Raw genomic sequence first — 23,176 nt, forward strand, 5'->3', positions numbered from 1 at the left:
GGTCAGGTGCCTTTCTGGTGACGACTTGCGCGCGCGGCGACCCAACGCTCGTAGGCTTCTTCTGAGAGATCGAGTTTGGCCTGGGCGAGGATCTCGGCTTCGCTGCGCTGTTCTTCGGCCTCGATGATGCGGTTGATTTCGTCATCATCGTCGCTGGCGAACTTCACGCGATCGGACTGGCGCTCTGCAGAGGCGGAAAGCACCCAGGAAGCGTAGCCCGGGGGAGTGTCCCAGGCCTCCGCATGACGGAAGCCGATGCTCATGAGTCCGACGGCGTAGCTCAGAGTGATGGGGGCGGAGATGTCGCGGGAGTCTTCGTCATCGTTTTTCCACAACTCCGGGCGGAGCTGGTGGAGGGCGAGCCATTCGATGAAAATCGCGGCGTGTTTCTCCCGGTAGGCGGCATTGTGCCGGAAGCGCAGCAGTGTGATGGCATCGCGAACAGACGCCCGAAGATCTGGAGGCGTCAGATTGGGCGTGGATACGGCTCTGACTGCGCAGAGCAGATCCGCGAGAGTGAAGGATGCGTCTTCAGCTCCGGCGTGCAGGAACGGGCTTTGGATGGCCTCCAGACACGCGAGCCGCCACAACGTTAGCGGGGGGAGCAGGCGGCCGCAGACGCGCGCCTGGCCGGGGAAGAGGCAGCGGAGAAAGGTGTCTGACATGCATAGAGGCGTCTTGTCGGATGGAGGCTGCTACTTCGCCTTGGCGGGCGGAGCTGCGGGAGCCTGCTTTTCGAGTTCGGCGGCTTTGGCGTCGAGCTCGTCGGCTTCCTTGGTCCAGGCGGCGGCGCGTTCGGCGTTTTCTTCCGTCCTGGCGCGGGCGCGGAGATTGATGGCGGTGGTGCGGAGGGTCCGGGGATTCATGACGGTGTGCTGCGGGCTGGCGGTTCAGAGCGCTCTTAGCTGTAAGAGATGCCGGCGGATTTCTTCGCGTTGATGGTGTACTCGCGGAAGCCTTTGTTCTGGGTGTCCTTTTCGGTGTCCACCACTTCGTAGGTGATGGCGTTGTAGGTGATCGTGGAGCCAGGCGCGGCCTTGGTGTAGCCGGAGCGGGCGCGCACACGGATGGAGACTTCGTTGTGCACGTCGTCGTAGCGGCGCTCGATTTCGTTGCCGTTTTCGTCAATGGTTTCGGCGGTGTTCTTGGCGCTCTCCTTGTCACGGAAGCTGAGAACGGTGGCGTTGGAGACGGTGCCTTCCACACCGTAGAGATGAGCTGTGCCTAGGATCGTAGCGGCCATAGTGACCGGCGCGTTTTGTCAAAGGCAGTGAATCAATGGGAATCCATGTCCTGGGCGTGGCCGGCGAAGATGATTTGATCGTGCCAAGTGTCGGTGTCGAAGAGGCTCGGGGCCGTCGTGTGCCACATGCGGTAGAGGTGCAAGGGCTTGCGGAAGTTCTCGCGAGCATCGGTGCCTTCAGGCTTGTTGACGAAGGCCTGAAAGGCGGAGCATTCGAGGTTCGAGTCGTCAAACGGCGCGGAGTCATTGAGCGGAGCCATGAGGACGTTGTAGCAGTCGCGGAGGATGGCGTCTGCGTCGAAGCGGGACGAGGGCTTCCCTTCGTCATCTTCGACGGCGGCGAGCGTCTTGAGATGGAGGACCAGCTCAAAGCTGCAGACGCCCGGGAGATCCGGATCCGCCTGGGTGATGACTTCGACGGCGATGTACGGCGGCTCTGGCTCGGTAACGGGGCCGACGTCCGCGCCGGCGTCTGCAGCAGCTTCCTGCTCAAGGGTGGTGGACGCACCGGTGACGAGGGTGATCTCGGCATAGGACGTGCCCTCCTTGCGGGCGTTCAGCCAGGCGAGGACGGCATTGGCGAGCTTGCGTTTGAGAGGGCGATTGATCATGCGGCCATGGGCAGGGGTTGAGAGGGAGCGTTGGAGCTGGACTGGAAGCCGGCTTCGCGTCCGGAATTCACGAGGACGTGCTCGATGTGGGCGAGCATCTTTTCGCGCTGAATTTTCAAAGCGGCGGCGATCTGGCCTTCGGGGAGAATGGAGGACGCGTAGCGCACGGCATTGGTGAAGGTGACGAAGGGATCGTACGTGCGGTTGGATTGATCGTTGGCACGCCCGGGGGCGATGCCTTTGTGACGGGTGATCCAGGCGGGTACGCGCGTGATGCTGCCGAGGGAAGCTCCGGCGGTGATCCAGCCGGCCTTGCCGAAACCGACCAGGGCTTTGCGCTTGGCACCGTAGTTCCGGAGATCCTTGGCGTCCGGAAGGATCTGGGCAGGACGATGACGCACGACGCGGCCGCGGCTGTTGCGTGCCTGGTCGTGGAGCGAGGGATCGAGCGGGGCGAAGATCGGCGTGTTGCGCTCCTGCAGGCTGGTGCTTTTGAGAAGTTTCTCCGCCTTGCCGTAGCCGCCGATCTTGACGAGCTTGTACCATTCTTTGGCGACTTTGACCTGGCCGGTGTCCTGCAGCTTTTTGAAGATGGCGGATGCGGCGGAATAGACGCGGCCGACATCGCGCAGGACAGCGGCTTCCCCCATCTTCTTGGTCGCCAGATCCATCCCATACGGCTGCGTGTTGTGGGCGAGATTCCAGGCGATGAGGCGGGCGTTTTGCTTGACGACGACGCCAAGCTTCTTGCCGGTGACTTCAGCGAGCCGGCGGAACGCGGCCTGAATCTCCCTGGTCTCCACCGAAAGGCTGAGCTGCGGTGCGGTGGATGCTGCGGCCATGGCGGATGCCTTTCCTTTCTGTTCCTACTTCGAGTTGAGGTTGGCGAGGCCGATCGTTGCGGAGGTGGAATCGACGGAAACGCGATCGATTTTGTATTCGCGGCCGCCGATGCTGAGGCGCTTGCCTTCGAGGGCTTTTTCCAGAGGACCGGCGAGGTCGTCGAACTCTTCGAGCTGGCAGACCAGCGTAGCAGTGTAGGTGCCGACCTTGCCGCCCAGGTCGATCTCGAGCGCGGCGGTGAATTCGTTCATAATGCCGCAGAATGCACCCGCAAGGCCACGGATCGTGAACTCCTCGCGGCCGATGATGTCGCCGGCATCGCCAAAGGCTTCCTGGGTGAAGTCATTGAAGTCGGACATGGTGGCATCAGTTCCACTTCACGAAGCCTGATTTGACCTTCGAGCAGCGTTTGAGGATGGCGTTGGCGGTCTGGGTTTTGAAGAGGGCGTTGACGACGTCTCCAAAGCCTTTGACGCACTTCCAGGAGGTCACGCGCTCGAAGAGCTTGTCGTAGTGCTCGCCAGCGAGTTCTTTGACGCGTTCATGGTCTTCGCCTTCGGGGACGATGACCTGGGTGGACTCTCCGACGACGGTGCATTCGGGAAACTTGCCAGGGTCTCCTTTGAGCAGCTCGGCGGTGATGGTGTCGAGGAGCTTTTTCTTGGCTTTGATCTCTTCGTTGAGCTTCTGGCCTTCGATGCGGAGTTTGGCGTGTGAGTCTGGGGACATGCCGGGGCGGGGTGTCAGATGTGGGCATGAAAAAGCGGCCACCTCCGGAGAGATGGCCGCTCTTCCCAACACAAGACAGTGTTCGTTATTTGGCCTTCTTGGCGTCTTCACCCTTGCCTTTGATCAGGACGGCATGGCCGACCTTGGGCTCGTCGGACAGGGGGCATTGCGTGACGATGAGGGTGCCGGAGTCGTCAGCGAGATCGACGGTGGTGTCCGTCTGCCTGGCGACGTTGAGGACGTGGGGGACGAGGCCTTCGTTGTAGTAGGTGGCTTTCATGAATGATGAATGGCGTGAGCTAGGCTGCCGAGCTTAGCAGTTCGTGTAAAGGGTGATGCTGGAGTTGCTGGCGGTGTTGTCGCCTCCGGAGCCTTGGACGGTGGAGCTGAGGCGGATGTAGCGACGGGTGCCGGGCGGGAGCTTCATGCGGACGCTTTTGGCCGTGTCTCCGACGCCACCGGCGCCGAGGGAGACGACGGTGGGGACGCCAGCGAGGGCGGCGAAGGATGCATTGTCCGCGCTGTCCTGGATGGTGGAGGTGATGGTCTTGGAGTCTGCGAGGGAGCCGCAGGCGTCATGTGCGACGACGACTTCGATGTTGTCCGCCTCGGGGCCGAGGACGTCCTGGCCGAGATCGATGGAGTCTCCATTGGCGGTGGCTCCGGCGGCGGGCATGGCCTTGGTTTTCTTCAGCTCGGGAGCTGTGAGACGGCGGATGGTGGGGGCGACTGCGGCACTCATGAGATTAGGGGGCTAGGATGCTGGATGCTGGAGATGGATTATTCTTCCGCGAGGGCCTGGCTTTCGATGGTGTCGGTGTCGCCGATGGCATCGGTGGCGTAAATGGGGATGCCGTCATACTGCGTGGGCATGGGGGCGAGGACGGGCTGGTCCGGACGGGTGCTGCCCTGGCCGAAGAGTGTGACAGTGCGGCTGATCTGGAGCTGATAGCGCTGATTGGCGCTCATCCAGATGGAGGTGGGCTTCACGCCGGTGGGGAACTCTTTGATGGCCCGGGCGAGCAGGGCATCGCTCATGGTGTGGGTGCTTTCGTTCGTGAGATTGAAAATGCGGCGCACGCAATGGAGGTTCGGCGTCTGGAGGCCTGCGTAGCCCTGGAGGACGGAGATGAGGGCTTCGACGCGGTTTCCGTTCGCATCGAGCATGTCGCCGATGCGGGGCTCGGGGAGTTCGAAGACGGAGCCGGAGCCGAGCTGGATCTCGACGTTCTGCTCGTCGCTGACGACGAGATAGCAGCTGGAGGCTCCATTGGCTGTGGTGCCGCCGGCATTGATGGCGAGGCTGTAGGAGCGACCGGTGAGCGGATCGGTGGCGGTGGAACCGTAGGCGGTGAAGTTTTTCAGACCGGGGAAGCCTTTGCCGTCGGCGCCGCGGCCATACCAGATCTGCTTGGCGAGGGTGAAGAGGGCGCTCTTCATGATGCCGAGGGCTTCAAAGGCGAAGTAGCCGGCGGGACCGCCGCGACGCCAGTTGTTTGCGACATGGCGGGGGCATTCGACGCGGCCCTGGAAGGGGAAGCAGTCGAAACGCTGCAGCTTGGTCTGGGACTTGGAGGCGGCGACGCCGGCACCCATGTCATGGAATGCGGCGGATGGGTAGCCGATGCGGAGGAGCGTCTCGTAGGAGAGGACGCCATCGCCGAGCTGATGGGCGGCGAGTTCGGTCATTTCCGGGTACTGGCCGGCGGCCTGCTCGATGATGGGCTTGGTGACGTCGTCAGTATTGGCCTTGCTGAGATCCAGGAGGCTCAGAGAACCCGCGAGGCCGAGGCACGCGAGGGACTCCACCGGAGCGGACATGACGTAGGGGATGCAGAGGAGCCCAAGAACCGCGAAGATCGCGAGCTTGATCCAAGACTGGTTTTTGAGGTGGCGGCTGTTTTTCATAAACGGTGCGTGCTGGCGTGAAAAAGAAATGACGGGGTGGCGGCGGTGGGCGGGGATCAGTTGTCTCCGAAGATTTTCCAGGTGCCCTTCATGGCGGCGGCGGCGCGCTTCATGGGAGGGAGGGAGGCGTCCATTTTTTCTTTGCCGTCGTCTCCGACTTTGGCGGAAGGATCGCGACGAACGGGATCGACGCCGGCGGCGGCGAGTGCGTTGGTGACCTGCTGCTGCACGGAGGCCTCAGCGGCTGCTGCTTTGGCTTCTGCCGCTTTCTGCGCGGCTTCTGCTGCAGTGAGCTTGCCGTTGAGATCGTTGATGGTCGCTTCCTGGGTGGCGGCCTTGGTGCTGGCGGTCGCCAGATCGGCTTTGGCAGTGTCGAGTTCGGCCTGGATAAGGACCTTGCCGTCGGTGGCGGTTTTCAGCTCGGCTTCGAGCTTGGTGATTTTGCCCTGCAGTTCGGCGATTTCTTGAGATTTGAACATGGCGATGTGAAGACTTCGCCGGTGTGGGAGTGTCAAAGGCAGGGCTTGCCGGGGATGCGCTGCGCGTTAGCGTGGGGGCATGATGGAATTCTCAATGACCGTCCCTGCAGTCCCACCGAAGACGCCCGCGCATTCGGTGAGCATGACGCCGTATGTGAGGCAGATCCTGAATGGCCTGCCTACTGGCCACTGTGTGGAGATCGACTATTAGGTGATCGATAGATGCCATCGGCCGTTCCTGTATTCAGGTGGTGATGTGGACTGGATTCTTGAAGGAGTCGTCGGCAGCCTTTACACGATGGAGTGCACCGATGATCCGGTGAAGCGTAGATTTGTCTTTCGGAAGATCGAGAGCCGTGATGTTCCTTTGAGGGAGCGATTCAACTAAGCAGCAGAGCGGAGACGTACTCGTCGAGCGTGGCGCCGGTGAGTTCATCGACGAGGTTCAGCTCGTAGCCTGTGGCGGCATCGAACCACTGGCCTTGCATGGTGGAGTCGTCGATTTCGCGGAGGGAGGTGCAGGCTGCTTTGAAGGCTGCGTAGTTCGCATCAACGCCTTGCTGCAGGAGGGCGGTCTCTTCGGGGGTGAGGGGACGCCAGTCGGTGCCCATGGTCTTGAAGTTTCCGGCTTTGATGAACTGCATTTGCAGGCCCTCTTCTTCGTAGTACTTCGAAGCATCGAGGATGGCGCAATAGACGCCGATGCTGCCGACGATGGCGGATTGTGCGGCGGAGATGACGTCTGCCTGGCTGGCGAGGTAGTAGCCGGCACTGCAGGCCATGGCGGGGATGAAGGCGTGGACTTCCTTGGTCTCGCGCAGAGCAGCGATGCGGGTGGCGGTGTCGGCGACACCGATGACGGAGCCGCCGGGGCTGTCGATGTCCAGGACGACGCGGGAGACGTTGGGATTGGACGCAGCGAGGGAGAGAGCTTGATCGACGTCGGCGAGGTCGCAGCCGCCGTAGCAGTCCATTTCGAACTGGGAGATCATCTTGTCGATGACGCCGTGGATCTGCACGACGGCGACGTCGCCGTAGACGTTGTAGATGTTGGAGATGCGGAGCTGTTTTTTGGTGGCGGCATAGTCTTGTTCAAAACCAATCCAGTCGTGCATGGGCTCTCCAGGTTCTCCTACATCGGCACGGCCAGCGGCGGGGCGAATGCGTTCGGAGGCCTGGGGACTGCGGGCATTGATGGAGGCGGAGGAGATCACGGTCTCGTCTCCAGACATGCGGGCGAGCAGCACGCGCTCAAAGGCCTGGCGCGCGGGCGCGTGGAGCATGAGGGGACTGGCGAAAAGCTTCTGCCAGATGCGGGGGTAGGATTTCATGGTCGTCGTTTAAGAGTCTTCAGGGGTGGTGACCTGGATGTTGTTTTGCACGCCGGGGGTGGGCTCGAAGACGCTGCCGAAGTCGATGTCGGCCTCTTCGCACATGGCTTTCACTTTTTTGAGGAAGAGGATGTGCTCGCGCATCTCGCCGATAGGATCTAGGCCCTGCTCTTCGAACCAACGCGGGATGGACATGCCGGCGCTGCGGGTGAGAGTCTTGAAAGCGGTGGCCATGCGGCCGACGTCCACGGTGAGCTTGCGCGGGCCGCGGAAGACGAGCTTGGAGAACCACCAGGGATCTTTCGACTGGGCGATGCGGCCGGTTTTGATGCTGACGCTGACTTTCCAGATGATCTCGCGGCGGACCATTTGATAGACGATCTGGTCGAAGAGGAGATCGAAGGCGCTTTGGGCGTCTTCGGCATCGTAGCGGGCGGCGGTGCCGCCGGCTTTGGCCATGTCCCAGAGGACGGTGAAGGGGATGTCCCAGCCGACGGCGAGCTGGTGGAAGAGCATCTCGATGAAGGCGAGGACGTTGGGGCCGGGATTCTGCGAGCTGAGGAGGGAAAGCTCTCCAGACTCGCCGAGGTAATTGATCATGCCGCCGCCGAAGATCTTCTCCAGAGCTTGCGTGTCGGTGAGGGAGGCGTTGGGATCTCCGCTGCCGGCGCTTTGGATCTTGTTCAGCGCGCCGCGTTTGCCTTTGCGGCCGGTCATTCCCTTCACAGTGACGGCGAGGGCGGAGTGGAGCTTGGCGGTGCCGGTGACGAGGGCATTGAGATCGAGGGCGTCGATGCCCTGATTGATGCCGGAGTAGCCCCAGGGGAGTCCGCGGGTGCCGTGGGCACGGCGACGGCGGAAGAGGTGGATCATGCTGTCCGCGGGGATGTAGCGCCAGGCGAGGAGATTGTCTCCGGCGAGGCGTGGGAGCGTGCGGACGGCGTATTCGATGGGGCGCTCGTATTCATTGATGCGGACGCCATCGTCCCAGTCGCGAAGGGTTTCACCTGGGCGGAGTGGTGGTGTGAGTCCGTAACTGCCGCCGACTTCGAAGACATCGAGCGGCTGAATGCAGGGGAATCCGGAGTCGGGATGGTAGGCGAGAGCGGCGTTGTATTCGCCATCGAGCTGGATGGTCTCTGCAGCGAGGCGTTTGGCCTCCCAGCCGTCCACGCTGCCGTCGATGGAGTAGACGTTTTTGTTGTTCCACCATTCCTCGACGTCGCGGCGCATGGCGTCATTGAAGACGTCGTCGTCGGAGAGACAGTTGAAGTGGATGCCGGAGCCGACGGCATGGCGAGCGGACTTCCGAATGATGCGGGTGAGGAAGGGGCAGTTGGCCTCCAAAGCGCGGTGCTTCTTGACGATCTCGCGGCGTGTGAGCGGGGTGAGCTCGCGGCGTGAATTGTAGGGGAAGGCGAGGAAGCTGGAGCGCGTGGGGGAGTTCTTCGCGGCATCGTAGGCGGAAGATCCCTGGCCGGCGGTGGGCACCGCTGTGTTGCTGGTGGTGTCGCTCATCGAATGATTCCGCTGAAGTCGGGGTAGGTGGCGGAGACCTGGTCGTCGTCTTCGCCGTCATTGAGGTACATCTTCAGCGCGCGGCGGCAGGCATCGATGACCTGGGCGCAGTCGAGATCGACCTGACGCTGGAAGGTTTTGCCGTTCACGCCGCTCTGAATGAGGGTGCCGACGGTTCCATTTCCCTGCAGGAGCTTTTTCCGGGCGGCCTTCAGGATGGCATCGACCAGGGCGGTGCTCTGGTCTGCCTCCATTTCGGCGACGAGCACCAGGGCAAATGATTCGACGGTCATGCCAGCGGCAGACTGTCAATCGCCCCCGTCAGATCTGACACGGCCGGGGCGGGCGGCCAAATGTAGCATATGTGCTACTTTTGCCGTACATGACACCGCCCGCGTGCGTGAGCAGAGGCGGGCGATGGCATAGATGGATTAACGCCGGGAGAATGATGTCAAAATGGGCGCTCGTCAAGGGTGGAGCGATGGGATAGGGTGCGGGATGGAGCCGCCTGAACTGATTTTTGCAGAGCACACGGACAGCAATGGCCGGAAGTTTGTCGGGCTGGGTGGCTGGGATCAGCTCTTCCGGTTTGCGATGGAAAACGATGCGGCGTTTCTGACTGGCGTCAATGTGGCGAGACAGCAGGGATTGAGCGAGATGGACACGCTGAAGCTGATCGCGTCCCAGATGACTCTCAAGGCGTGGAAGATGCAGCGCCTAATACTCGATCACTTTAGACGGAACGGGATACCGTTTAACACTTCAGAGCTTGCCTGGCTGGACAAAGAGGAGAGGGACCGGGACAAAGTACCGTCAGTGTGGAAAACGGAAATCTTTGGATGATCTCATTCTTCTTCCTCTGCCTCTTCTGCGTCTTCATCCTCTACCTCTGGCTCCCGTAGGGCTTCGGCGAGGTCGGGGTGATCTTTGAGCCACTTCTCGCGGATCTCGCCGAGCTTTTCCTCGATGGCGGCATCGAGGAGGACCTCGTGCATCTTTTCGGTGTCGCCGAGGTGGTTGCCCTGCTCGCCTTCGACTTTCCAGACGAGCTTGGTCTCTCCGTTGGGTTGCTGCTCTTCCTGGGTGCGCTCGGCGGTGAGCTGGGCTTTGTAGTCGGGGCCGACATTGCGCGGGAGCCACCAGAGGCGCTTGTGCTCTTTAATGCAGTGGTAGTAGAGCTGTTGCTTGAATCCGTCGTCGTAGTACCAGACGAGGTCTTGCTGGTCGTCATTGACGGGGGAGGTGCGGACGTCCTGGCCGCGGAGGTGCTGCCAGCCGCCGCCTTTGGAGGGACTGAAGACGTCGGCGTTCTTCAGGGTGAACGCATAGACCTTTTTGTTTTGCTGGGCTTCATAGCCGGAGTCGATGAGACCGGCGGTGACGATGTATTCGTGAACGGTGCCGTCGGTGTCGGTGAAGGTGTACTGGTTGATCTTGCCGGACTTGTCTGTGGAGATGCCGGCAATCTCTTCGATCTGCGGCCAGCTCACGGCGGCGCCGTAGTCCACCAGGGCGGTCCAGATGGGCAGGTCGGGCTGATCGTAGGCGAGGCCATGGGCGCGGATGCTCCACCAGAATCCGTCTCCCTGGACGTCCACGCACATCGTGAGGAACTCGGGACGGCGCGGGATGGAGCGGAGGAAGTATTCGGGCGATCGCGCGATGACGGCTTCGATGTCGTCGATCTTGATATCGGTGGCCTTGCGAACGAAGGGGAGGCCCAAGTCCGAGTTGAAGAAATCGTGCATCTTCGCGGCGGATCCGCGCGCGAGCAGGAACTTCTTGGCGAGCATGCCCCAGCCTTCGAACGGGGAGAGCGCAGCCCAGACGTGGACGCTGATGTCGTCGATGGGGGCTTTGGGATTGTGCGATCGCAGCTCGTAGCGACGGAGCATCCAGGGCTGATGGCTCTGGTTGATGTCTTTCTGGCAGCCGGCGCATTCGTAGACGGTCTCGCGCTCGACGCGCTGCAGATCGTGGTGCCCATCGGGCGTCTTGAGGTGCTCGAACTTGAAGCGTCCAGTTTTTTCGGTGCGCTTTTCTCCTGCAGGCAACGGTTTGCCGTCGGCATCGAAGGGGACTTCCTTCTCCTCGGAGAAGAACGTCAGGCGCTGCTTGTGGCCGCAGTGAGGGCAGGGGAGGTAGACGTAGTGCTGGCTGCCTTCTTTGAACCGGCGCCAGATCCGGCCCCACTCCGTGGTGGGGGTGCTTTCTTCGATGATCTTGCGGGTGAACCGGAATTGCTTCGTGCGGGCAATCGCGAGTTCATGCGATGGGGCCTCGGCTTTGACGGTGTGTTTGACCTTGTCGCTCTCATTGATGACGACGAGCTCGGCCTGGAATCCGGCAAGCTCTGTCGGCGCACCGCCGCCTACGAGACGCAGGACGCTGCCAATGAAATGCATCATCAGCGTGGTCCAGTGAACCTTGTCGATGATGGCGCGTTCCTTCACGGGAGCGCATTCGAGGATGTGCGCCTGCAGCTCGGCGCGGGAGAATGAGACGGCCGTCTTGCGTGTGGGATCGAGCCAGAGGATGGGATTGGGCCAGATGCCGATCTTGTGGAGGACACAGCAGATGGCGAAGAGCGTCTTGCCAACACGGGCGGACGCGCAGATGGTGACGTAGTGAGTGCTGCGCTTCCAGTAAAGATCGTAGATGCCGCGCCAGAACGGCATCTGGCTGGTGTCCAGGCGTCCGGGATTGACGCTGCCGACGCTCTGCGGAATGACGACGTGCTCGTCGATCCACTCCCAGATGCGCTGCGCGGGGCGGACCATGAGCACGGCGGCGCAGATCCCGCGCGCGATGGCTGCGAAGCTCCGGAGGTGGGGGCGCAGGCTGTCAGGGATCATTTGCGTGATGCCCCGCGCTTTTGGTTTGAGGGCGGACGCTTCACGCACCGGATCTTGCCGGATGGGACGCGGGTGGAGCTGCTCGATGGGGCGGCTTTTCCTGGCGGACGTGTGGAGTCGTGGGATGATTTGGCTCGTTCTTTTTTAGAGAGCGCCTTGGGCAAGCCTTTCGAGCGTTGATCTGGCAGGGTTTTCGCTGCGGCCTTTGGGGTGATAATCAGCGGGGAAGCTGGGTCGAGAGTTTCCTCCCGAGCTTCGATAGGACCGAGAAACTCGCAGTGCTGCAGCGCTTTCTTCACGCCATCGACCTCGCCTTGAATGATTTCTTCGGCTTCGTGGTAGTCCGTGGTGCCGATGATCTTCTGAGCCAGGCGCGGCACGAGATTGTTGAGAGCCTGGTTGAAGGCCTGCACCAGGGCGGAGGTGCCTGTCTCCACCTCGGCCGCGTCCACCAGCTCGCCGGCGACCTTGCAGTTTTCGAGCTCGAGCTTCGTGCATTTGAGCTGCACCTCCCGAGCCTTCCAATCTGTGACGGTGACCGGAGCGGCTGCTTCATCGCCCGACGGTGCACCGGCGATGTTCTCGGCGGTGCGGGCGATGTTGTGCTTGATGAGGAACTGTGACCAGGCGGCGACATCGTGCCGCCCGTCGGCTCTCGCCCTGGGGACGTCGTCCGGATAGCGTTTCCCTGCGTTCTGCAGCGTTTTCCGCGAGACACCGAATCTTTGGGCCAGCTCGTCGTATCCCTTGGCAAAAGCCGAACCTGTGTCCTGGAGCGTGCCGCCTGCAGCCGCCTGCTCAATGAGGGCGCGCTCGGCTGCCGTGAGCGGTTTGCCAGTGTTGGCCTTGCGTATCACGTTGGCCAGGTTCTTGACCAGAACCCTTTCGGCGTCCTCCGGCTTGAGCATTCACTTTGCCGGGAAAGGAATTGTCAAAGGCTGGCCGAATAGCCATGGTCAGGGCATGAAAAAGGACGAAACAAAAGAGAAGAAAGACCGGTTCTTTAACACCCCCTCAACCAGAGCAGTTTTAAGGACCGCACTTCTCGTTGAACTCTATAAAATTCGTCCAGACGCAATGTGCGCTAAAAGCATAAATCTGTTCGTTCACGAACATCTTGCGGGTGCTCCCATGGAGACAAAAGAGCGAATCGTCACTGCTGAGTTACAATTCCTAACGGATCTAAATTTTGTTTCTGCCGCTTCCAATAGTATCAATGCGAGCATGAAATACCGCCTTCTTCCTGAGGGTGTTCTACATGTCGAACGCGAGTTATGGAGCCTGGTTGGTGATTATTGATCAAAGCCAGGAAGCTCCCCTTGGCTGTCCTGCCTAATCTCGTGTGCTCTCTCGGCGTAGAGGTCGCCAACGTCGGCAGCCGGATGGAGTTTGGCACCTTCGGACCAAAAGTGCTTCCAGCCGCGGCGGCGCTGGCGGCCGCGCGCGGTGTGCTTGTCCAGGGCAAAGTCCGGGATGTCGCGTGCGCTGCGCGTTCCTTCGTAGTGGACGATCAGGGCATGATCGACCATGCGGGACTTCTTCGCCCGTGCGAGGAGGATGACTGCATGCACGAGATACAGCCGCTCGGGGCCGTGGCGTTCGTCTTTCTTCTTCCGCTGGTCGAGCCAGTTGTCGTAAAGCGCGCGGATCTCCGAGGCGAGGCCGGGGGCGGCAAGCCCCACGTCCTCGCTGGTGATGATCCGGAGACGCTTCCAGACGTATTCCCCGAAGCCGGCGAGATCCAGCTCCGTGGCCCAGAAGAGGGCGTCCTCTTCCAGACCACGGCGGATGCACTTCTGCAGCGCACTCGCGACTTCGCCGCAACGGTAGCCGCCGGGTGTCTGCATCTCTGCAAAGGTCATGCTGCCTCCTTTCGATCCGCGATGGCGGCGAGGTAGCTCTCCGCATCTTTGATGGCTGCGCGCATGTTGCAGCCGGCGGAGAGGAGGTGGCCGTCGGGTACGGCGCCGCGCGCGATCTGCTGCGCGATGCCCTTGGGAATCTTGAAGGCCTTGGCCAGATGGTCGGTGGTTTCCTCGAAGGATGGGGCCTCGACCTGGAAACGGTGGAAACGGGTTTCCAGCCGGCCTTTCGACTGGGCCCGGAGCTTCGCGTACTCGTTGGTGGTGGCGAGGATGGCGATACGTGCGGGAAGATAGTCCAGGAACGTGAGCAGCTCGGCGATGGCCGACGAGCTGGCGGAGTCGATTTCATCGACGCGCTTGACCGTCCAGTCTGAGAAGAGATTGCCATAGTGCGCACGCTCGCGCCACTGGCGGACAAGATCGACGCTGAGGGACTGCCCGTTGACGTGCTCGATCGCAAAAGGGTCGCCCCCGATTTCGCGTGCGAGCTGGTCGAGGGCGGCAGTCTTGCCGATGCCGGGGTCGCCATCGAGGAGGATAGCGACGCGATCGCGTTTTGCGGCCAGGCTCCGCGCCGCTGCCAAGGCGGCAGCGGCGGGACCGATGAGAGCAGGGGAAGCTTTCATGGGGTGGCGGTGGCGGGGGTGATGACCAGACGGCCGTGCTCGACCTGGACGCGAATCGCGGCCCCGATGGTGAGGCCGGCGGCATCGAGCCAGCGGCCTTGGAGTTTGATCTGCGGCACCGCGTGCTTGCGCTGCCAGGCGGAATAGACTTTGCGAGTGCTCATGGCTTAGGCGGCGTTGGCGATTTGGAGGACGCTGACGCGCGTGGAGCGCGGGGCGGTGGTCTGAGGAGCGGGTGCAGCCGCTGGCTGCTCTACGGGCGTCTCTGGCGAAAAGACGGCCACGGCGAAAGCAAACTCGGCAGGGGAGGCAAAGAGTTCCCGGGCTGCGGCGTTCCACGAAGTGATGGACTTGGAGCGATCGCCGAAGCGGTAGCGGTAATCCCCGGTCTTTTTGCAGACGTAGATTTCGCCTGCTTCCCACTCTGCGAAGGCATCGCGGAGAGTGTCGAGATGGCGGGCGGCGCGGACAAGGCGGTTCGTTTTGGTCACTCCAAGGGAGCGGATGGCGGTGCGGTTTTCGCCGAGGGCGAGGGCTTTGCTTGCGTTGGTGGTGTTCATGTCTAATTCGCCGGTTTTTGCGGGTTGGCACATCCCGTTTGGTTTGTTTCTCTGACGTCCTGAGTTTCGACTTTCGCCTTCGTGACGTCGCGTAAATCCAGCGTTGTCCCCTAACTTTTATTTTCTACCAAAATGCCGCGTTGGCAGGGCCACTGCTAACGCGGCATCGGTAGGGGCCGACTAGGAGAGAAGAGCGACGGCTGAGGCTTTGATTTCCGCTCCGCTGCCGAAGAGCGTGGAAGCGAAGCGTGTTTCATCGGCCACACCGTTTTGAGTCCGTCCATAGGTGCGGCGATGATCGACCCATTCAGTCACGGCGTTCAGGGCATCCCAGCGCGTGCGGCCGTGGTTGCCGGTGCCTTTGCTGAACAGGTCGGTAATCTCGCCCCGTGCCTTTTCCGTCCTGGGCGACTTTTCGCCGGTGGCGATCGGCAGCAGCTTCTCTGTGAAGTCGCGCATATCGGTGTGAGACATCGGCTTTGCGGCGAACAGTTCAATCAAGGTAGTGAGGTCATCGAAGTAGCCATGCACCACTTTGAGGGCACGCTGCGCTTCGCTGACGCGCTGCTTGTAGTTTCCACGATGGAGAATGGAGACAGTGTTGGTCGCCTGACGCAGCGCAACGGAGAGCGTATTCTGGCAGACAACTCGCGTCATGACCTGCTGCATCTTGAGTGTGCTGCTGCCATCGTGCGAGGTGTAGAGAAGGATGTTCCGCTCAAGTTCGTCGCCACCATCGATGAACACGGTTTTGGGAATGCGTGCCATGATCCACACCCGACGGCCGCCATGCAATGCGCCGGCGGTGTCGTAGATCGCCTGCCCTTCGCCGACCACGGCGTCGAAGAATTCGAAGGCCTCGGAGTTCTGGATAGGGTGATAGCTGTCTTTCATGATGGACAGCACAGCCCCCGTGTCCTCGCGGGTGATGGCTTGATACCCGGGGACGGCAGTCGGGACGCCGTTGACCTGGGCGAGGACTGGATTGCCGATGACATTCCAGTTTAGATGCGCTGCCTCGAGCGCTTCCGAGCTGGTGAGAAGTCCCTCGACGACGGTGCCGAGGCGGTGCCACGGAGTGATGTTTCTGCCGCTGAACATTTCTGCGCGGCCGTTCTGGATGCTGAGTTCATGTGCCATTGTTTTGGGTGCCGGTTTGGTCGGGTTGGCGCGTCCCGTTTGGTTTGTTTCTCTGACGAAACGATCTTCAACCCTCGCCTTCGTGACGTCGCGTAAAAAAGCAGCGACAGTCCTAAAAATATTTAGCAACGAAATAAGACAAATTGGCAGGGCCGATGCTCACGAGTCAGCGCTGAGGAGATGGCAACTCTCGATGAATTCGAGCCTAAGCTCCTTGCTGTCTTCTTTCCCTTGCCCGGTCCGCCAATCTATGTAGGCACCAGGCGTTATTGTCGCATACACCGTTTTAGCTCCTCGCTTTCGCGCATTGCGAGCGATCGCATTGGTGATCATGCTATGGTACTGGGCGCTGCGGTCCGGATAAAAAAATCGAGAGTCAGAATCGGACTCGAAGTTCACCAGCTGCAACACGTTGCCGCGCAGATTTTCAGGCAGCTTTTCAGCTGCCCATTTCGTTCCCTCGGCTTTAGCATCCTTCCAGGCCATCGTGGCCGGATACTAGGGCGGCTACAATCCCTGGCAAGTACCCTCTAGCACCCAGCCGACGTCGGTCAGATTGGAAAATCGAACCGGAGCTGGTTCACCACGCATGGTCACTGTGAGGTTTCGGCGTCCGTCTATCTCCACTTTGATGACATCGTCTATGCGGCCGGCACGAAAAATACGCACGAGCACGGGATCTGGAAGGCGCATGGCCTCCTTGTTTGTTTCCATTTCTGAATTCGCCCGTTTGGTCGGGTTGGCGCATCCCGGTTCGAGTTGTGACCGCGACTCTGACGAATCACGCGCAGTCTGCAACTTTAAAACGGCAGCTTTAGCGCGATCTTTTCCACGCCGGCATAGTCACGTTTCCGAGTGCCGCTGTGACCGCCGAAGCTGAACACGTCGCCCCATTTTTTGCGGAGCAGCTCCACATCCCGCTTCTCTGTGGTGGACGTGCGGAACGCGGCCTGGCCGCCCTTGCCGGTGAAGGTACCTTTCTGGCAGAAGGTGTACCTGCAGTTCTTGTAGCACATGCGGTGCCGGTAGGCGTTCGCCGCGGCGATGTCGAAATCGTTCTTGGCCACGACGCGCTCGTCGAAGCGCAGGCCGTGGCCGCGGCGAAAGCCCATGGCGCAGCCGTTGATGTAGCCGGTGAGCATCATGGGCTTCAGGCCGGTGTAATAGCGCAGGGCCCCGTTGGAGGCCTCCCAGCCGAAGTAGTAGGCTCCGAGATCCCGGGCGGTGATGAAGGTGGTCCAGATGATGTCGCGGATCAGCAGCGGATCCCGGATCGTGGATTCTTCGCCCTGCTCGGTAAAACAGCGCTGCACGCTGGTGATGTCGTCATCAACGAAGACGATGCCGTCCTCGTCTTCGAGGTGGTCGAAGCACCAGTTCAGCTTGGGGGTGAGACCTTTTACGCTGTCCGGGTGCGTGACGAGCTGAGCACGCAGATGTGCCGGCACGCGGCACATGTCGTCGCGGAGGCGGGCTTCGTAGATGGCTTGCTGACTCTCAGGGACGCACAGCAGCGCCCCCGGCACCAGCAGGTGCGTGGTCATGCTGTTAGCCCTGGACATCGAGGGAATGACGATTTTCACGGATGGATTTGAGGAAACGGGTGAAGGGGATGGCGCGGCCGATGCCGATGCCGGATTTCTTGTACGAGCGCTCAGGTTCAACACCGGTCAGCGTCTGCAGGAAAGCGAAGTCGCTTTCGTTGGTGGTGAATACGAGGACGTAGTCGTAGCGCTCATGCAGCTTCGCAGTGATGGGGAACTCTGCCTCGGGGATCTCGGCATCGCGGATAAGGGCCTCCAGCTCCTCGGAGGTCACGGCCGCACACTCCAGATCTGCGACGTCGATCTCCGAGAGGAGCTTTTTCAGTGCGTCGTCATCGTCTTCGGCGAGTTCGGCTAGTTTGTTGTCGGCGACCAGGTCGCGCAGTTCCTCGGCACGAGATTTGTAATCCTGGTATTCGATGGGGACGTGCAGGCCATTGCGCTGCGCGAGCTGGACCATCCCGTTCCCTTTGATGACGTAGCCGCTGAGCTTGGAGACGACGGCGCACCGGCGCCAGCCATTGCCGTTCACGACTTTCAGCATGCGGTCGAGCTGCTTCGCCTTGTGCTTGCGGTAGTTTCCGGGGAAGAGCTTCAGCTGATCTGCCGGCACGATTTCGGCATGCAGGCAGTGCACGCGGATCCCGTCGGGCGTCGAAATTTCATGGGAACTTGTATTTTGGGCGGTGTGCATGAAAACGGTGGTAGATGGAAAAACCCCTTGGGGTGGGGGTGTCTAGGAGACTCCTTATGGGGGGAGGGCTGGCCAGCCTGGCTGGCGTTGGTGGTGGCTGGACAGTATGGATGGCGTCTGTGCTGTGGCTGTGGGCTGGGCTAGACACCTGGGACGGCGTCTGTGGTGAGCTGTGCGTGTAGGTCGAGAACTGGTTGCAGCCGCATGGCAAGCGTAGAGCGTTCGACTGGCTTCAGTGACTTGATATCGATGTGCTGCAGGGCTGCCACTAGGCGGGCGATGTGTACGACGTAGCTTTGGTGCTTGGCGCTGCTCTTGGTGTTGTCAGCGGGCGAGGTATCAGGGAGGATTCCTGCCAGCACGTACGCATGGCGTAGCGTGCGTGCATCGTCCAGGTTCAGGCGGCCGCTCGCCTTGGCGATGGCGAGCTGCTGCCAGCGTGTGCGTGTGTGCTTGGTCAGAGCAGGCCAATGCTCCTCGGCAAAGGCTTCCCACTTCCCGTGTCCGAGCTGCTTCTTCCATTTGTTCAGATGTTCGCCGATATCCACACACACCTTCAGGCGAGCAGCGCTGAAGGCCACAGCCTGGTCGCCGACATTGTTCGCGGATTCGATCAGCTTGGTGATCTCTTCAATTTGGTCCGCTGTGGGTAGTGCGTGAAGTGCTGTTTCCATAGTGCTTGGCAAAGGTGTCTGCAAACTGCCAGTCGATGCGTGGTCCGCGGCTGCTCCTGCCCGTCCTGATCTTGCGGTAACTCTCCACGGCTGCCGTGCTCTTCATGCCGGCAGCGGGACGGCCTTTGAGATAGGTATTCTTCAAATGACAGCAATGGTGCGAGACCGTCGATTTGGTGATTCCAAACTCTTCAGCGATGCTCGTCATCGATGCCCCCAGCTTCACCCCGGTCTCCATCACCAGATCCACGCACCGCGTCATCAGCCTCGAATCCGGTGCCTCCAGGATCTCGTCGAGCAGTTTGGCGAGCAGCTCGCGTCCGGAGAGCTTCTTGACGTCCACCAGGGGCGCGAGGCGGCCTTCATCGAGCAGCCTCTCCACCACGCGGTGAACCAGCTTGATGACAGCCCCTTTCGCCCTGGGATCAGCCTTCGTGGGCCATTCCTCGGCCACCAGTTCGGCGACATGCTCGGCGAGCGTGTCACAGCCTTGAGCGACATCGTGCCAGTAGCTTGACTCTCGGAATTCGGCGGCGTCGCGAGACATGCGCCAAGATCATGGCACATATCAGAAAGACACAAAAGTACTATCTTTGCCCGTTTGTTTCAGAACGGAACATCATTTTCATACCAATTTGCTTTTGCTTCTCCGGTGATCACCTTCCACCCTTGACGACCAAAGTAAGCCGCATTGGCCGCTATCTGAGGACAACGCCAGAGATCGTTGTCACCAAAACAAAGCCGCGTGAGCCTGCGTACGATTTTCACATAGATCCTTGCTTTGCATGCCTCCAACCTCTTCTCCAATGCCTTCGGAAACATGCGAAGCCAGAAAACAAACCGCTGCAGCTGGCACATGGGACGCAGCCCAGGAGTGCAATAGCAACCTCCCCGCCACAAGGCTTCCCAGAGCAGCTCAGAGCCCAGCTGAGGCACCGTCAGCACCAGCAGCCACAAATGCGCCTCACGACTCGTTCGCGGATCAATTTCCCTGCGCGGCATCCGCTCGGTAAAAAAGTTTCGTGCGCCAGGCTTTAGCTCCTGCAGGCGGCTTTGTGAGATGCTTCGCTCCTGGATCTGATGGAAGAGCGTGTCCTCCACCCACCACCTGCCGAGCACTGTCCTGGTCACATGATGGATTCCAAAGCCCGCGCATGAGCGGCAAGTAGCCGAGTGATAATCACCAGAACCCCCGCACGTCCAGCATTCCGCCTCTATTCTCTGCAAATCATAGCCACTGTTCACCTCCCGCCTTCCATAGCGGTGCAGTAAAATCGTCTTCAGGCGATACCAGTCCGCATCTCCATTACTGTTTGCGGCTTGCATCAGCCGCGCCAGCAAAATGCGCCGTAGTGAGTGGGTTCTTTCAGGTCCAGGTATCATAATCAAAGGGCACTATTGAAGGCTTTGAACGTTCCAGGCATGCGTAAACGAAAAGCCCTCGCATTCGTCGATTTCCGCACGGTAGGCAGAGCACGCCCACAGAATCCAATCCTCCATGCGCAAAAGCACATTCGTATCTAAAAGCGGATCCATGATGGCCTCTTCGAGGCAGGCAATGTAGTGCGTGTACCGATACTGCACCGTCGGCGGACCTTTCATCCATGGCCCGTGGAACTGCACCCTCATCACGCGCCGCGGGTGATAATACGGCTCCAGCAGCAGCTCGTCCGAGTTCATCTTCACCGTCGGCAGCTTGTGCAAGATCGCCGAAACGCCCAGGCCCGAAAGACACTGCGAGACCATCGTCGGATTCATCCAGCCGCAGAGCTTTATCCCGCTCCTTCTCACCGCCTCCAACGGCCGGCCGCTCGCCGCCGCGATGCTGTGGTGACCACACATGGCTTTCCACTCCCGGTGAGCGGTATCGGATTCGGCTTTAGTGTAGGGAAGCGTCATGCAGGAGATAGCATGTGAGGATTGAATGAATCGATTTTCCCGTCATCGAATTGCAGGACGACGACGTAGCCCTGGCTGTGTTTTAAGCCGATCGATGCGATCGCAATTCCAATCTGGCCACCACGCCGTGCCTTCTTTTCACCAGAGACTTGCCAACGCTGAGTGCCTAGAACGTCGAAGAATTCCACGGAGCAGAATCGCCGAAGTAACTGCCCTTTCTCGGGCCTTTTGAGTTTTGGTCGATTCATGAAGACGTTTTCGATGTGCTCGTCAGATCCTGCAGCGCCCGGAACATCCATCCTCCAGGCTCATCGGCTGGACCGGTGGTGAGGCGTAAATTCTTGTGCTCGCCGGCGACCTCGAGGCATTCCCTCGGATAATCCACAGCACGCTTTTTCCAGGCACGGCCCCACTTGAAAAACTGAGCCTCCTGCAGCTTGCCACCGCTCCGGAACTCCTCTCTCAGTCGCTCCATCACATGCCGCGCCTGGTCATCGAGTCCTCGGCACAGCTTCAGCATCGCCCGGTCCAGATTTGCTGCGTCCCCGCTCGGCGCGGAACTTTGACCTGTGGCACGCTGTATCGGGGCAGACATCGGCGCTGGTGGCGGAGGTGCCGGTACCTCGGCACGACTTCGCTCCGCAGCAGCCACCATTGCCTGGATGCGCTGCTCCGTTTCCTCCCATGGCTCCTCTGCACCCGTCTTGGGCGGCAAAATCGTTTCACGTGGAACGGCGATCGTCTCATGCAGCGGAACCTTTGATGATGACGGTTCAGGTTCCTCAATCATCGCCGCAAAGGCCCGAGCCGGCGCGGCCGTCTCCTCACTCGGGAGAATGCCCGGGATTCTCTGCTGCCCGTCCGGATCTGCGCGGCCCTGCAGGCGCGTCTGGTTCAGCTCCACCAGGCGGGCGCGTGCCTCCCTGCCTTTGCTCTCGTCCGGCGCCGCAGCGTCTCCCCGCGTCTCCGTGCAGATGCAGTAAAGCGTTTCCTCCCGTCTCTTCAGCACGAGCAGAAAGCCCTTTTTCAGCGCACTGCGCAGCGCACGGCTGACCGTGCTCTTGTGGATACCCAGGACGGCCGCGAAATCGCTCAGACAGGGCACAAACGCCCACGTCTGGCCGAGATCCAGGCTCAGATCCGTGACGAGCTGCAGTACCGCCCGCTCGGCGGCTGTGCATGACCATTCCTGCTCGATGCGCCGGCGGGCGCATGAAGCGAGTGCGGAGTAGGTCTCGTCTGTCATGATGCCGCGGCAAGGACTGCCGGAAATTGACGCACGCGCAGCGCCTTGGGCCACTCCATGATGTCGCCGCCTTTTTTGTCTTTCATGTGGGCTGTCGGAAAGGTCGTGCGTGGATTGCTTCCGAGCTGCTTCACGAAGCATGGCACATCAGCAAGTTCGCACTGACTCACGATATCGCTGATGTGAAAGCTCTGGCACTCCCGTGCCCTGCTGCCACTTTCCCCGCCGACGATCACCCAATGGAAAGCCCGCTTGAATGACGAGATGTAATGCACGGCCGTGAAGTCGATGGCATCGAGCAGCGGCTCCATGGACCAAAACCGCACGCGGGCCGGGATCTCAGACAGCGGCATGTACCGACGGTCGAAGTATTCCTGATTCTCCGCCGACGCGCCGATCCAGACGTTCTCTGGCGGCTCATTCCCGAGCCAATTGTAAAGCCATGCCGCAAAGTCTGACTTCGGCGGCTCTCCATCCCAGTCAGCAAAATAACCAGCGCGATCTGACGGATCGCCGCCCTCTTCCACAATCACGCATTTCTCCACCCTCTCGCGCCAGTTCTCCGGCCGCTTCGTGAGCAGCTGCCAGATCAGGTTCGGCGTTTGGTAGATGAGCCGCAGCAGATCGTGCAGCCATTCGATCGGGACCTCTTCATCCAGCCAGTCCGCCGTGCTCGCGCAAAAGACCTTGGCTAGGCTAAAGGTGCCGATGCTGCCGCACATAGCGCAGATGCATTTCTCGGACAAGGCCCGCTCGTCACACGTCAGATGTTGGCAGTTGGAGCAAACAAAGGGGCGCTTATTCCACTTCAGCGGCTCTTTCCAATACGCCTCGCTGGTGCGTTCCCGCTTCTTCCCCTTGCCCCAGGTCTCCTGGCCGCGGCTGCGGAGCACCCGGGCGCGAGTCGTCGTCTCCGCGTAGCAGTTTTTGCACCCGGGCGAAACCTTCGTGCAGCCCAGCCACGGATTAAAGCTGTGGGTCGTCCACTGGATTTTAGAGTTCTCAGCCATGGTCGGGATTCCATTTGATGAGCTGGCCTTTGAATTCGTCCCGGCCTTCGGGAAGGAACCAGGCGGTGAAAGCTTCGACGCTGTCGAAGCCGTCTTCCCTAGCGAGCTTCTCGATGCGCTCGCGGGTGAGCTTGCCGGCGAACTGCAGGCGAACATCGAGGCCGATGTACTTCGAGTTTTTCAATGCTTTCCGTCGGATGACGATATCGAGCGCCTGAGTGCATTCCTGGGGAGGCAGCAGCCGGCGGGCTTTCTTCGTGCGCAGGCCGGTGAAGATGTGCAGCGTGTCGCCGTTCTTGATCGGCGCCTTGCGCGTAGCACGGATAGTCTGACGTTTCTCACGTGACTCTACCTTCGGCGCAAATTGAGGGGAAAAATTGAGTTGTGGCATAAGATCACAA

At 60.6% G+C, this 23,176-nt stretch carries 35 protein-coding genes; 3 read left to right on the forward strand and 32 right to left on the reverse strand.

The annotated features are described in order from the left end of the window. Nucleotides 1-2: 2 nt before the first annotated feature. From ACILSO_RS05015 to ACILSO_RS05065, 11 genes are all read right to left on the reverse strand, one after another. Nucleotides 3-665, reverse strand: a complete 663-nt coding sequence (locus ACILSO_RS05015) for a hypothetical protein (RefSeq protein ID WP_395736274.1) — start codon at nt 663-665, stop codon at nt 3-5. 30 nt (nt 666-695) lie between these two features. Then, on the reverse strand, nt 696-866 hold the full coding sequence (locus ACILSO_RS05020) for a hypothetical protein (RefSeq protein ID WP_395736275.1): 171 nt from the start codon (nt 864-866) through the stop codon (nt 696-698). A 35-nt stretch (nt 867-901) separates the two neighbouring features. Continuing rightward, entirely contained in the window at nt 902-1,243 is a 342-nt protein-coding gene (locus ACILSO_RS05025; protein ID WP_395736276.1) for a hypothetical protein, read from the reverse strand. A gap of 32 nt (nt 1,244-1,275) precedes the next feature. Further along, nucleotides 1,276-1,854, reverse strand: a complete 579-nt coding sequence (locus ACILSO_RS05030; RefSeq protein WP_395736277.1) for a hypothetical protein — start codon at nt 1,852-1,854, stop codon at nt 1,276-1,278. Continuing rightward, a complete protein-coding gene (locus tag ACILSO_RS05035; protein WP_395736278.1) occupies nt 1,851-2,696 on the reverse strand; it encodes a hypothetical protein in 846 nt (281 codons plus the stop codon). The genes ACILSO_RS05030 and ACILSO_RS05035 overlap by 4 nt, the downstream gene beginning before the upstream one ends. A 24-nt stretch (nt 2,697-2,720) precedes the next feature. Beyond that, complete coding sequence (locus tag ACILSO_RS05040) at nt 2,721-3,056, reverse strand: hypothetical protein (protein ID WP_395736279.1); 336 nt, start codon at nt 3,054-3,056, stop codon at nt 2,721-2,723. A 7-nt stretch (nt 3,057-3,063) separates the two neighbouring features. Next, nucleotides 3,064-3,426 (reverse strand): hypothetical protein, encoded by a 363-nt coding sequence (locus ACILSO_RS05045; protein ID WP_395736280.1) that lies wholly within the window; start codon nt 3,424-3,426, stop codon nt 3,064-3,066. A gap of 85 nt (nt 3,427-3,511) precedes the next feature. Continuing rightward, entirely contained in the window at nt 3,512-3,706 is a 195-nt protein-coding gene (locus ACILSO_RS05050; RefSeq protein WP_395736281.1) for a hypothetical protein, read from the reverse strand. A gap of 33 nt (nt 3,707-3,739) precedes the next feature. Next, nucleotides 3,740-4,168 (reverse strand): Bbp16 family capsid cement protein, encoded by a 429-nt coding sequence (locus ACILSO_RS05055; protein ID WP_395736282.1) that lies wholly within the window; start codon nt 4,166-4,168, stop codon nt 3,740-3,742. A 38-nt stretch (nt 4,169-4,206) separates the two neighbouring features. Further along, on the reverse strand, nt 4,207-5,334 hold the full coding sequence (locus ACILSO_RS05060) for a major capsid protein (RefSeq protein WP_395736283.1): 1,128 nt from the start codon (nt 5,332-5,334) through the stop codon (nt 4,207-4,209). 56 nt (nt 5,335-5,390) lie between these two features. Beyond that, complete coding sequence (locus ACILSO_RS05065) at nt 5,391-5,813, reverse strand: hypothetical protein (RefSeq protein WP_395736284.1); 423 nt, start codon at nt 5,811-5,813, stop codon at nt 5,391-5,393. A 79-nt stretch (nt 5,814-5,892) separates the two neighbouring features. Between ACILSO_RS05065 and ACILSO_RS05070 the strand changes: the two genes are divergently transcribed. Further along, on the forward strand, nt 5,893-6,024 hold the full coding sequence (locus ACILSO_RS05070; protein ID WP_395736285.1) for a hypothetical protein: 132 nt from the start codon (nt 5,893-5,895) through the stop codon (nt 6,022-6,024). A gap of 169 nt (nt 6,025-6,193) precedes the next feature. On the opposite strand, the gene ACILSO_RS05075 is transcribed toward ACILSO_RS05070, so the two are convergent. Genes ACILSO_RS05075 through ACILSO_RS05085 form a run of 3 tightly spaced genes read right to left on the reverse strand, consistent with a single transcriptional unit; the run spans nt 6,194 to nt 8,955 of the window. Next, a complete protein-coding gene (locus ACILSO_RS05075; RefSeq protein ID WP_395736286.1) occupies nt 6,194-7,144 on the reverse strand; it encodes a S49 family peptidase in 951 nt (316 codons plus the stop codon). Nucleotides 7,145-7,153: 9 nt separating this feature from the next. Beyond that, the gene (locus ACILSO_RS05080) at nt 7,154-8,662 is read right to left on the reverse strand and encodes a phage portal protein (protein ID WP_395736287.1); all 1,509 of its coding nucleotides are present in this window, start codon (nt 8,660-8,662) and stop codon (nt 7,154-7,156) included. Further along, nucleotides 8,659-8,955: a hypothetical protein gene (locus ACILSO_RS05085; RefSeq protein ID WP_395736288.1), complete on the reverse strand. Its 297-nt coding sequence runs from the start codon at nt 8,953-8,955 to the stop codon at nt 8,659-8,661. The genes ACILSO_RS05080 and ACILSO_RS05085 overlap by 4 nt, the downstream gene beginning before the upstream one ends. 205 nt (nt 8,956-9,160) lie before the next feature. On the opposite strand from ACILSO_RS05085, the gene ACILSO_RS05090 reads away from it, so the two are divergent. Then, nucleotides 9,161-9,505, forward strand: coding sequence for a hypothetical protein (locus ACILSO_RS05090; RefSeq protein WP_395736289.1), 345 nt, complete (start codon nt 9,161-9,163; stop codon nt 9,503-9,505). Between the two features lie 2 nt (nt 9,506-9,507). Here the strand turns inward: ACILSO_RS05090 and ACILSO_RS05095 are convergent, their stop codons facing one another. Both ACILSO_RS05095 and ACILSO_RS05100 read right to left on the reverse strand, forming a co-directional pair. Then, nucleotides 9,508-11,517, reverse strand: a complete 2,010-nt coding sequence (locus ACILSO_RS05095; RefSeq protein WP_395736290.1) for a terminase gpA endonuclease subunit — start codon at nt 11,515-11,517, stop codon at nt 9,508-9,510. Continuing rightward, nucleotides 11,514-12,425 (reverse strand): hypothetical protein, encoded by a 912-nt coding sequence (locus ACILSO_RS05100; RefSeq protein WP_395736291.1) that lies wholly within the window; start codon nt 12,423-12,425, stop codon nt 11,514-11,516. Before ACILSO_RS05100 ends, ACILSO_RS05095 begins: the two co-directional genes overlap by 4 nt. Between ACILSO_RS05100 and ACILSO_RS05105 the strand changes: the two genes are divergently transcribed. After that, the gene (locus tag ACILSO_RS05105; protein WP_395736292.1) at nt 12,418-12,816 is read left to right on the forward strand and encodes a hypothetical protein; all 399 of its coding nucleotides are present in this window, start codon (nt 12,418-12,420) and stop codon (nt 12,814-12,816) included. The two genes, ACILSO_RS05100 and ACILSO_RS05105, sit on opposite strands and share 8 nt — an antisense overlap. Here the strand turns inward: ACILSO_RS05105 and ACILSO_RS05110 are convergent. From ACILSO_RS05110 to ACILSO_RS05185, 16 genes are all read right to left on the reverse strand, one after another. Then, a complete protein-coding gene (locus tag ACILSO_RS05110; RefSeq protein WP_395736293.1) occupies nt 12,810-13,379 on the reverse strand; it encodes a hypothetical protein in 570 nt (189 codons plus the stop codon). The genes ACILSO_RS05105 and ACILSO_RS05110 overlap by 7 nt on opposite strands. Beyond that, nucleotides 13,376-14,008 carry an AAA family ATPase gene (locus ACILSO_RS05115; protein ID WP_395736294.1) on the reverse strand — a complete coding sequence of 211 codons (633 nt, stop codon included), beginning with the start codon at nt 14,006-14,008 and terminating at the stop codon, nt 13,376-13,378. Before ACILSO_RS05115 ends, ACILSO_RS05110 begins: the two co-directional genes overlap by 4 nt. Further along, the gene (locus tag ACILSO_RS05120) at nt 14,005-14,172 is read right to left on the reverse strand and encodes a SymE family type I addiction module toxin (RefSeq protein WP_395736295.1); all 168 of its coding nucleotides are present in this window, start codon (nt 14,170-14,172) and stop codon (nt 14,005-14,007) included. The genes ACILSO_RS05115 and ACILSO_RS05120 overlap by 4 nt, the downstream gene beginning before the upstream one ends. Before the next feature lie 3 nt (nt 14,173-14,175). Next, the gene (locus ACILSO_RS05125) at nt 14,176-14,568 is read right to left on the reverse strand and encodes a hypothetical protein (protein ID WP_395736296.1); all 393 of its coding nucleotides are present in this window, start codon (nt 14,566-14,568) and stop codon (nt 14,176-14,178) included. Between the two features lie 180 nt (nt 14,569-14,748). Then, nucleotides 14,749-15,708: a DUF932 domain-containing protein gene (locus tag ACILSO_RS05130; protein WP_395736297.1), complete on the reverse strand. Its 960-nt coding sequence runs from the start codon at nt 15,706-15,708 to the stop codon at nt 14,749-14,751. Between the two features lie 159 nt (nt 15,709-15,867). Continuing rightward, nucleotides 15,868-16,194, reverse strand: a complete 327-nt coding sequence (locus ACILSO_RS05135; RefSeq protein ID WP_395736298.1) for a hypothetical protein — start codon at nt 16,192-16,194, stop codon at nt 15,868-15,870. A 314-nt stretch (nt 16,195-16,508) separates the two neighbouring features. Then, on the reverse strand, nt 16,509-17,291 hold the full coding sequence (locus ACILSO_RS05140; RefSeq protein ID WP_395736299.1) for a hypothetical protein: 783 nt from the start codon (nt 17,289-17,291) through the stop codon (nt 16,509-16,511). Then, nucleotides 17,257-17,946 carry a hypothetical protein gene (locus ACILSO_RS05145; RefSeq protein ID WP_395736300.1) on the reverse strand — a complete coding sequence of 230 codons (690 nt, stop codon included), beginning with the start codon at nt 17,944-17,946 and terminating at the stop codon, nt 17,257-17,259. The genes ACILSO_RS05140 and ACILSO_RS05145 overlap by 35 nt, the downstream gene beginning before the upstream one ends. Before the next feature lie 140 nt (nt 17,947-18,086). Then, nucleotides 18,087-18,620 (reverse strand): hypothetical protein, encoded by a 534-nt coding sequence (locus ACILSO_RS05150; RefSeq protein WP_395736301.1) that lies wholly within the window; start codon nt 18,618-18,620, stop codon nt 18,087-18,089. Beyond that, nucleotides 18,577-19,167, reverse strand: a complete 591-nt coding sequence (locus ACILSO_RS05155) for a hypothetical protein (RefSeq protein ID WP_395736302.1) — start codon at nt 19,165-19,167, stop codon at nt 18,577-18,579. Before ACILSO_RS05155 ends, ACILSO_RS05150 begins: the two co-directional genes overlap by 44 nt. A gap of 59 nt (nt 19,168-19,226) precedes the next feature. Continuing rightward, on the reverse strand, nt 19,227-19,946 hold the full coding sequence (locus ACILSO_RS05160) for a hypothetical protein (RefSeq protein ID WP_395736303.1): 720 nt from the start codon (nt 19,944-19,946) through the stop codon (nt 19,227-19,229). Nucleotides 19,947-20,015: 69 nt separating this feature from the next. Then, nucleotides 20,016-20,519: a hypothetical protein gene (locus ACILSO_RS05165; protein ID WP_395736304.1), complete on the reverse strand. Its 504-nt coding sequence runs from the start codon at nt 20,517-20,519 to the stop codon at nt 20,016-20,018. Next, nucleotides 20,516-20,707, reverse strand: coding sequence for a hypothetical protein (locus ACILSO_RS05170; protein ID WP_395736305.1), 192 nt, complete (start codon nt 20,705-20,707; stop codon nt 20,516-20,518). Before ACILSO_RS05170 ends, ACILSO_RS05165 begins: the two co-directional genes overlap by 4 nt. Nucleotides 20,708-20,763: 56 nt before the next feature. Further along, nucleotides 20,764-21,765, reverse strand: a complete 1,002-nt coding sequence (locus ACILSO_RS05175; protein WP_395736306.1) for a hypothetical protein — start codon at nt 21,763-21,765, stop codon at nt 20,764-20,766. Next, nucleotides 21,762-22,775 carry a DUF5131 family protein gene (locus ACILSO_RS05180; RefSeq protein ID WP_395736307.1) on the reverse strand — a complete coding sequence of 338 codons (1,014 nt, stop codon included), beginning with the start codon at nt 22,773-22,775 and terminating at the stop codon, nt 21,762-21,764. Before ACILSO_RS05180 ends, ACILSO_RS05175 begins: the two co-directional genes overlap by 4 nt. Continuing rightward, the gene (locus ACILSO_RS05185) at nt 22,768-23,166 is read right to left on the reverse strand and encodes a hypothetical protein (protein ID WP_395736308.1); all 399 of its coding nucleotides are present in this window, start codon (nt 23,164-23,166) and stop codon (nt 22,768-22,770) included. The genes ACILSO_RS05180 and ACILSO_RS05185 overlap by 8 nt, the downstream gene beginning before the upstream one ends. Between the last annotated feature and the right edge of the window lie 10 nt (nt 23,167-23,176).

Origin of the sequence: Prosthecobacter sp. (assembly GCF_044226605.1) — a bacterium.
Taxonomy (GTDB): Bacteria; Verrucomicrobiota; Verrucomicrobiia; order Verrucomicrobiales; family Verrucomicrobiaceae; genus Prosthecobacter.

Excerpts from the sequence above, each read along its gene's own strand:
- ACILSO_RS05015 (WP_395736274.1), bottom strand. The coding sequence starts at position 665 with ATGTCAGACACCTTTCTCCGCTGCCTCTTCCCCGGCCAGGCGCGCGTC.
- ACILSO_RS05020 (WP_395736275.1), bottom strand. The coding sequence starts at position 866 with ATGAATCCCCGGACCCTCCGCACCACCGCCATCAATCTCCGCGCCCGC.
- ACILSO_RS05025 (WP_395736276.1), bottom strand. The coding sequence starts at position 1,243 with ATGGCCGCTACGATCCTAGGCACAGCTCATCTCTACGGTGTGGAAGGC.
- ACILSO_RS05030 (WP_395736277.1), bottom strand. The coding sequence starts at position 1,854 with ATGATCAATCGCCCTCTCAAACGCAAGCTCGCCAATGCCGTCCTCGCC.
- ACILSO_RS05035 (WP_395736278.1), bottom strand. The coding sequence starts at position 2,696 with ATGGCCGCAGCATCCACCGCACCGCAGCTCAGCCTTTCGGTGGAGACC.
- ACILSO_RS05040 (WP_395736279.1), bottom strand. The coding sequence starts at position 3,056 with ATGTCCGACTTCAATGACTTCACCCAGGAAGCCTTTGGCGATGCCGGC.
- ACILSO_RS05045 (WP_395736280.1), bottom strand. The coding sequence starts at position 3,426 with ATGTCCCCAGACTCACACGCCAAACTCCGCATCGAAGGCCAGAAGCTC.
- ACILSO_RS05050 (WP_395736281.1), bottom strand. The coding sequence starts at position 3,706 with ATGAAAGCCACCTACTACAACGAAGGCCTCGTCCCCCACGTCCTCAAC.
- ACILSO_RS05055 (WP_395736282.1), bottom strand. The coding sequence starts at position 4,168 with ATGAGTGCCGCAGTCGCCCCCACCATCCGCCGTCTCACAGCTCCCGAG.
- ACILSO_RS05060 (WP_395736283.1), bottom strand. The coding sequence starts at position 5,334 with ATGAAAAACAGCCGCCACCTCAAAAACCAGTCTTGGATCAAGCTCGCG.
- ACILSO_RS05065 (WP_395736284.1), bottom strand. The coding sequence starts at position 5,813 with ATGTTCAAATCTCAAGAAATCGCCGAACTGCAGGGCAAAATCACCAAG.
- ACILSO_RS05070 (WP_395736285.1), top strand. The coding sequence starts at position 5,893 with ATGATGGAATTCTCAATGACCGTCCCTGCAGTCCCACCGAAGACGCCC.
- ACILSO_RS05075 (WP_395736286.1), bottom strand. The coding sequence starts at position 7,144 with ATGAAATCCTACCCCCGCATCTGGCAGAAGCTTTTCGCCAGTCCCCTC.
- ACILSO_RS05080 (WP_395736287.1), bottom strand. The coding sequence starts at position 8,662 with ATGAGCGACACCACCAGCAACACAGCGGTGCCCACCGCCGGCCAGGGA.
- ACILSO_RS05085 (WP_395736288.1), bottom strand. The coding sequence starts at position 8,955 with ATGACCGTCGAATCATTTGCCCTGGTGCTCGTCGCCGAAATGGAGGCA.
- ACILSO_RS05090 (WP_395736289.1), top strand. The coding sequence starts at position 9,161 with ATGGAGCCGCCTGAACTGATTTTTGCAGAGCACACGGACAGCAATGGC.
- ACILSO_RS05095 (WP_395736290.1), bottom strand. The coding sequence starts at position 11,517 with ATGATCCCTGACAGCCTGCGCCCCCACCTCCGGAGCTTCGCAGCCATC.
- ACILSO_RS05100 (WP_395736291.1), bottom strand. The coding sequence starts at position 12,425 with ATGCTCAAGCCGGAGGACGCCGAAAGGGTTCTGGTCAAGAACCTGGCC.
- ACILSO_RS05110 (WP_395736293.1), bottom strand. The coding sequence starts at position 13,379 with ATGACCTTTGCAGAGATGCAGACACCCGGCGGCTACCGTTGCGGCGAA.
- ACILSO_RS05115 (WP_395736294.1), bottom strand. The coding sequence starts at position 14,008 with ATGAAAGCTTCCCCTGCTCTCATCGGTCCCGCCGCTGCCGCCTTGGCA.
- ACILSO_RS05120 (WP_395736295.1), bottom strand. The coding sequence starts at position 14,172 with ATGAGCACTCGCAAAGTCTATTCCGCCTGGCAGCGCAAGCACGCGGTG.
- ACILSO_RS05125 (WP_395736296.1), bottom strand. The coding sequence starts at position 14,568 with ATGAACACCACCAACGCAAGCAAAGCCCTCGCCCTCGGCGAAAACCGC.
- ACILSO_RS05130 (WP_395736297.1), bottom strand. The coding sequence starts at position 15,708 with ATGGCACATGAACTCAGCATCCAGAACGGCCGCGCAGAAATGTTCAGC.
- ACILSO_RS05135 (WP_395736298.1), bottom strand. The coding sequence starts at position 16,194 with ATGGCCTGGAAGGATGCTAAAGCCGAGGGAACGAAATGGGCAGCTGAA.
- ACILSO_RS05145 (WP_395736300.1), bottom strand. The coding sequence starts at position 17,946 with ATGCACACCGCCCAAAATACAAGTTCCCATGAAATTTCGACGCCCGAC.
- ACILSO_RS05150 (WP_395736301.1), bottom strand. The coding sequence starts at position 18,620 with ATGGAAACAGCACTTCACGCACTACCCACAGCGGACCAAATTGAAGAG.
- ACILSO_RS05155 (WP_395736302.1), bottom strand. The coding sequence starts at position 19,167 with ATGTCTCGCGACGCCGCCGAATTCCGAGAGTCAAGCTACTGGCACGAT.
- ACILSO_RS05160 (WP_395736303.1), bottom strand. The coding sequence starts at position 19,946 with ATGCAAGCCGCAAACAGTAATGGAGATGCGGACTGGTATCGCCTGAAG.
- ACILSO_RS05165 (WP_395736304.1), bottom strand. The coding sequence starts at position 20,519 with ATGACGCTTCCCTACACTAAAGCCGAATCCGATACCGCTCACCGGGAG.
- ACILSO_RS05175 (WP_395736306.1), bottom strand. The coding sequence starts at position 21,765 with ATGACAGACGAGACCTACTCCGCACTCGCTTCATGCGCCCGCCGGCGC.
- ACILSO_RS05180 (WP_395736307.1), bottom strand. The coding sequence starts at position 22,775 with ATGGCTGAGAACTCTAAAATCCAGTGGACGACCCACAGCTTTAATCCG.
- ACILSO_RS05185 (WP_395736308.1), bottom strand. The coding sequence starts at position 23,166 with ATGCCACAACTCAATTTTTCCCCTCAATTTGCGCCGAAGGTAGAGTCA.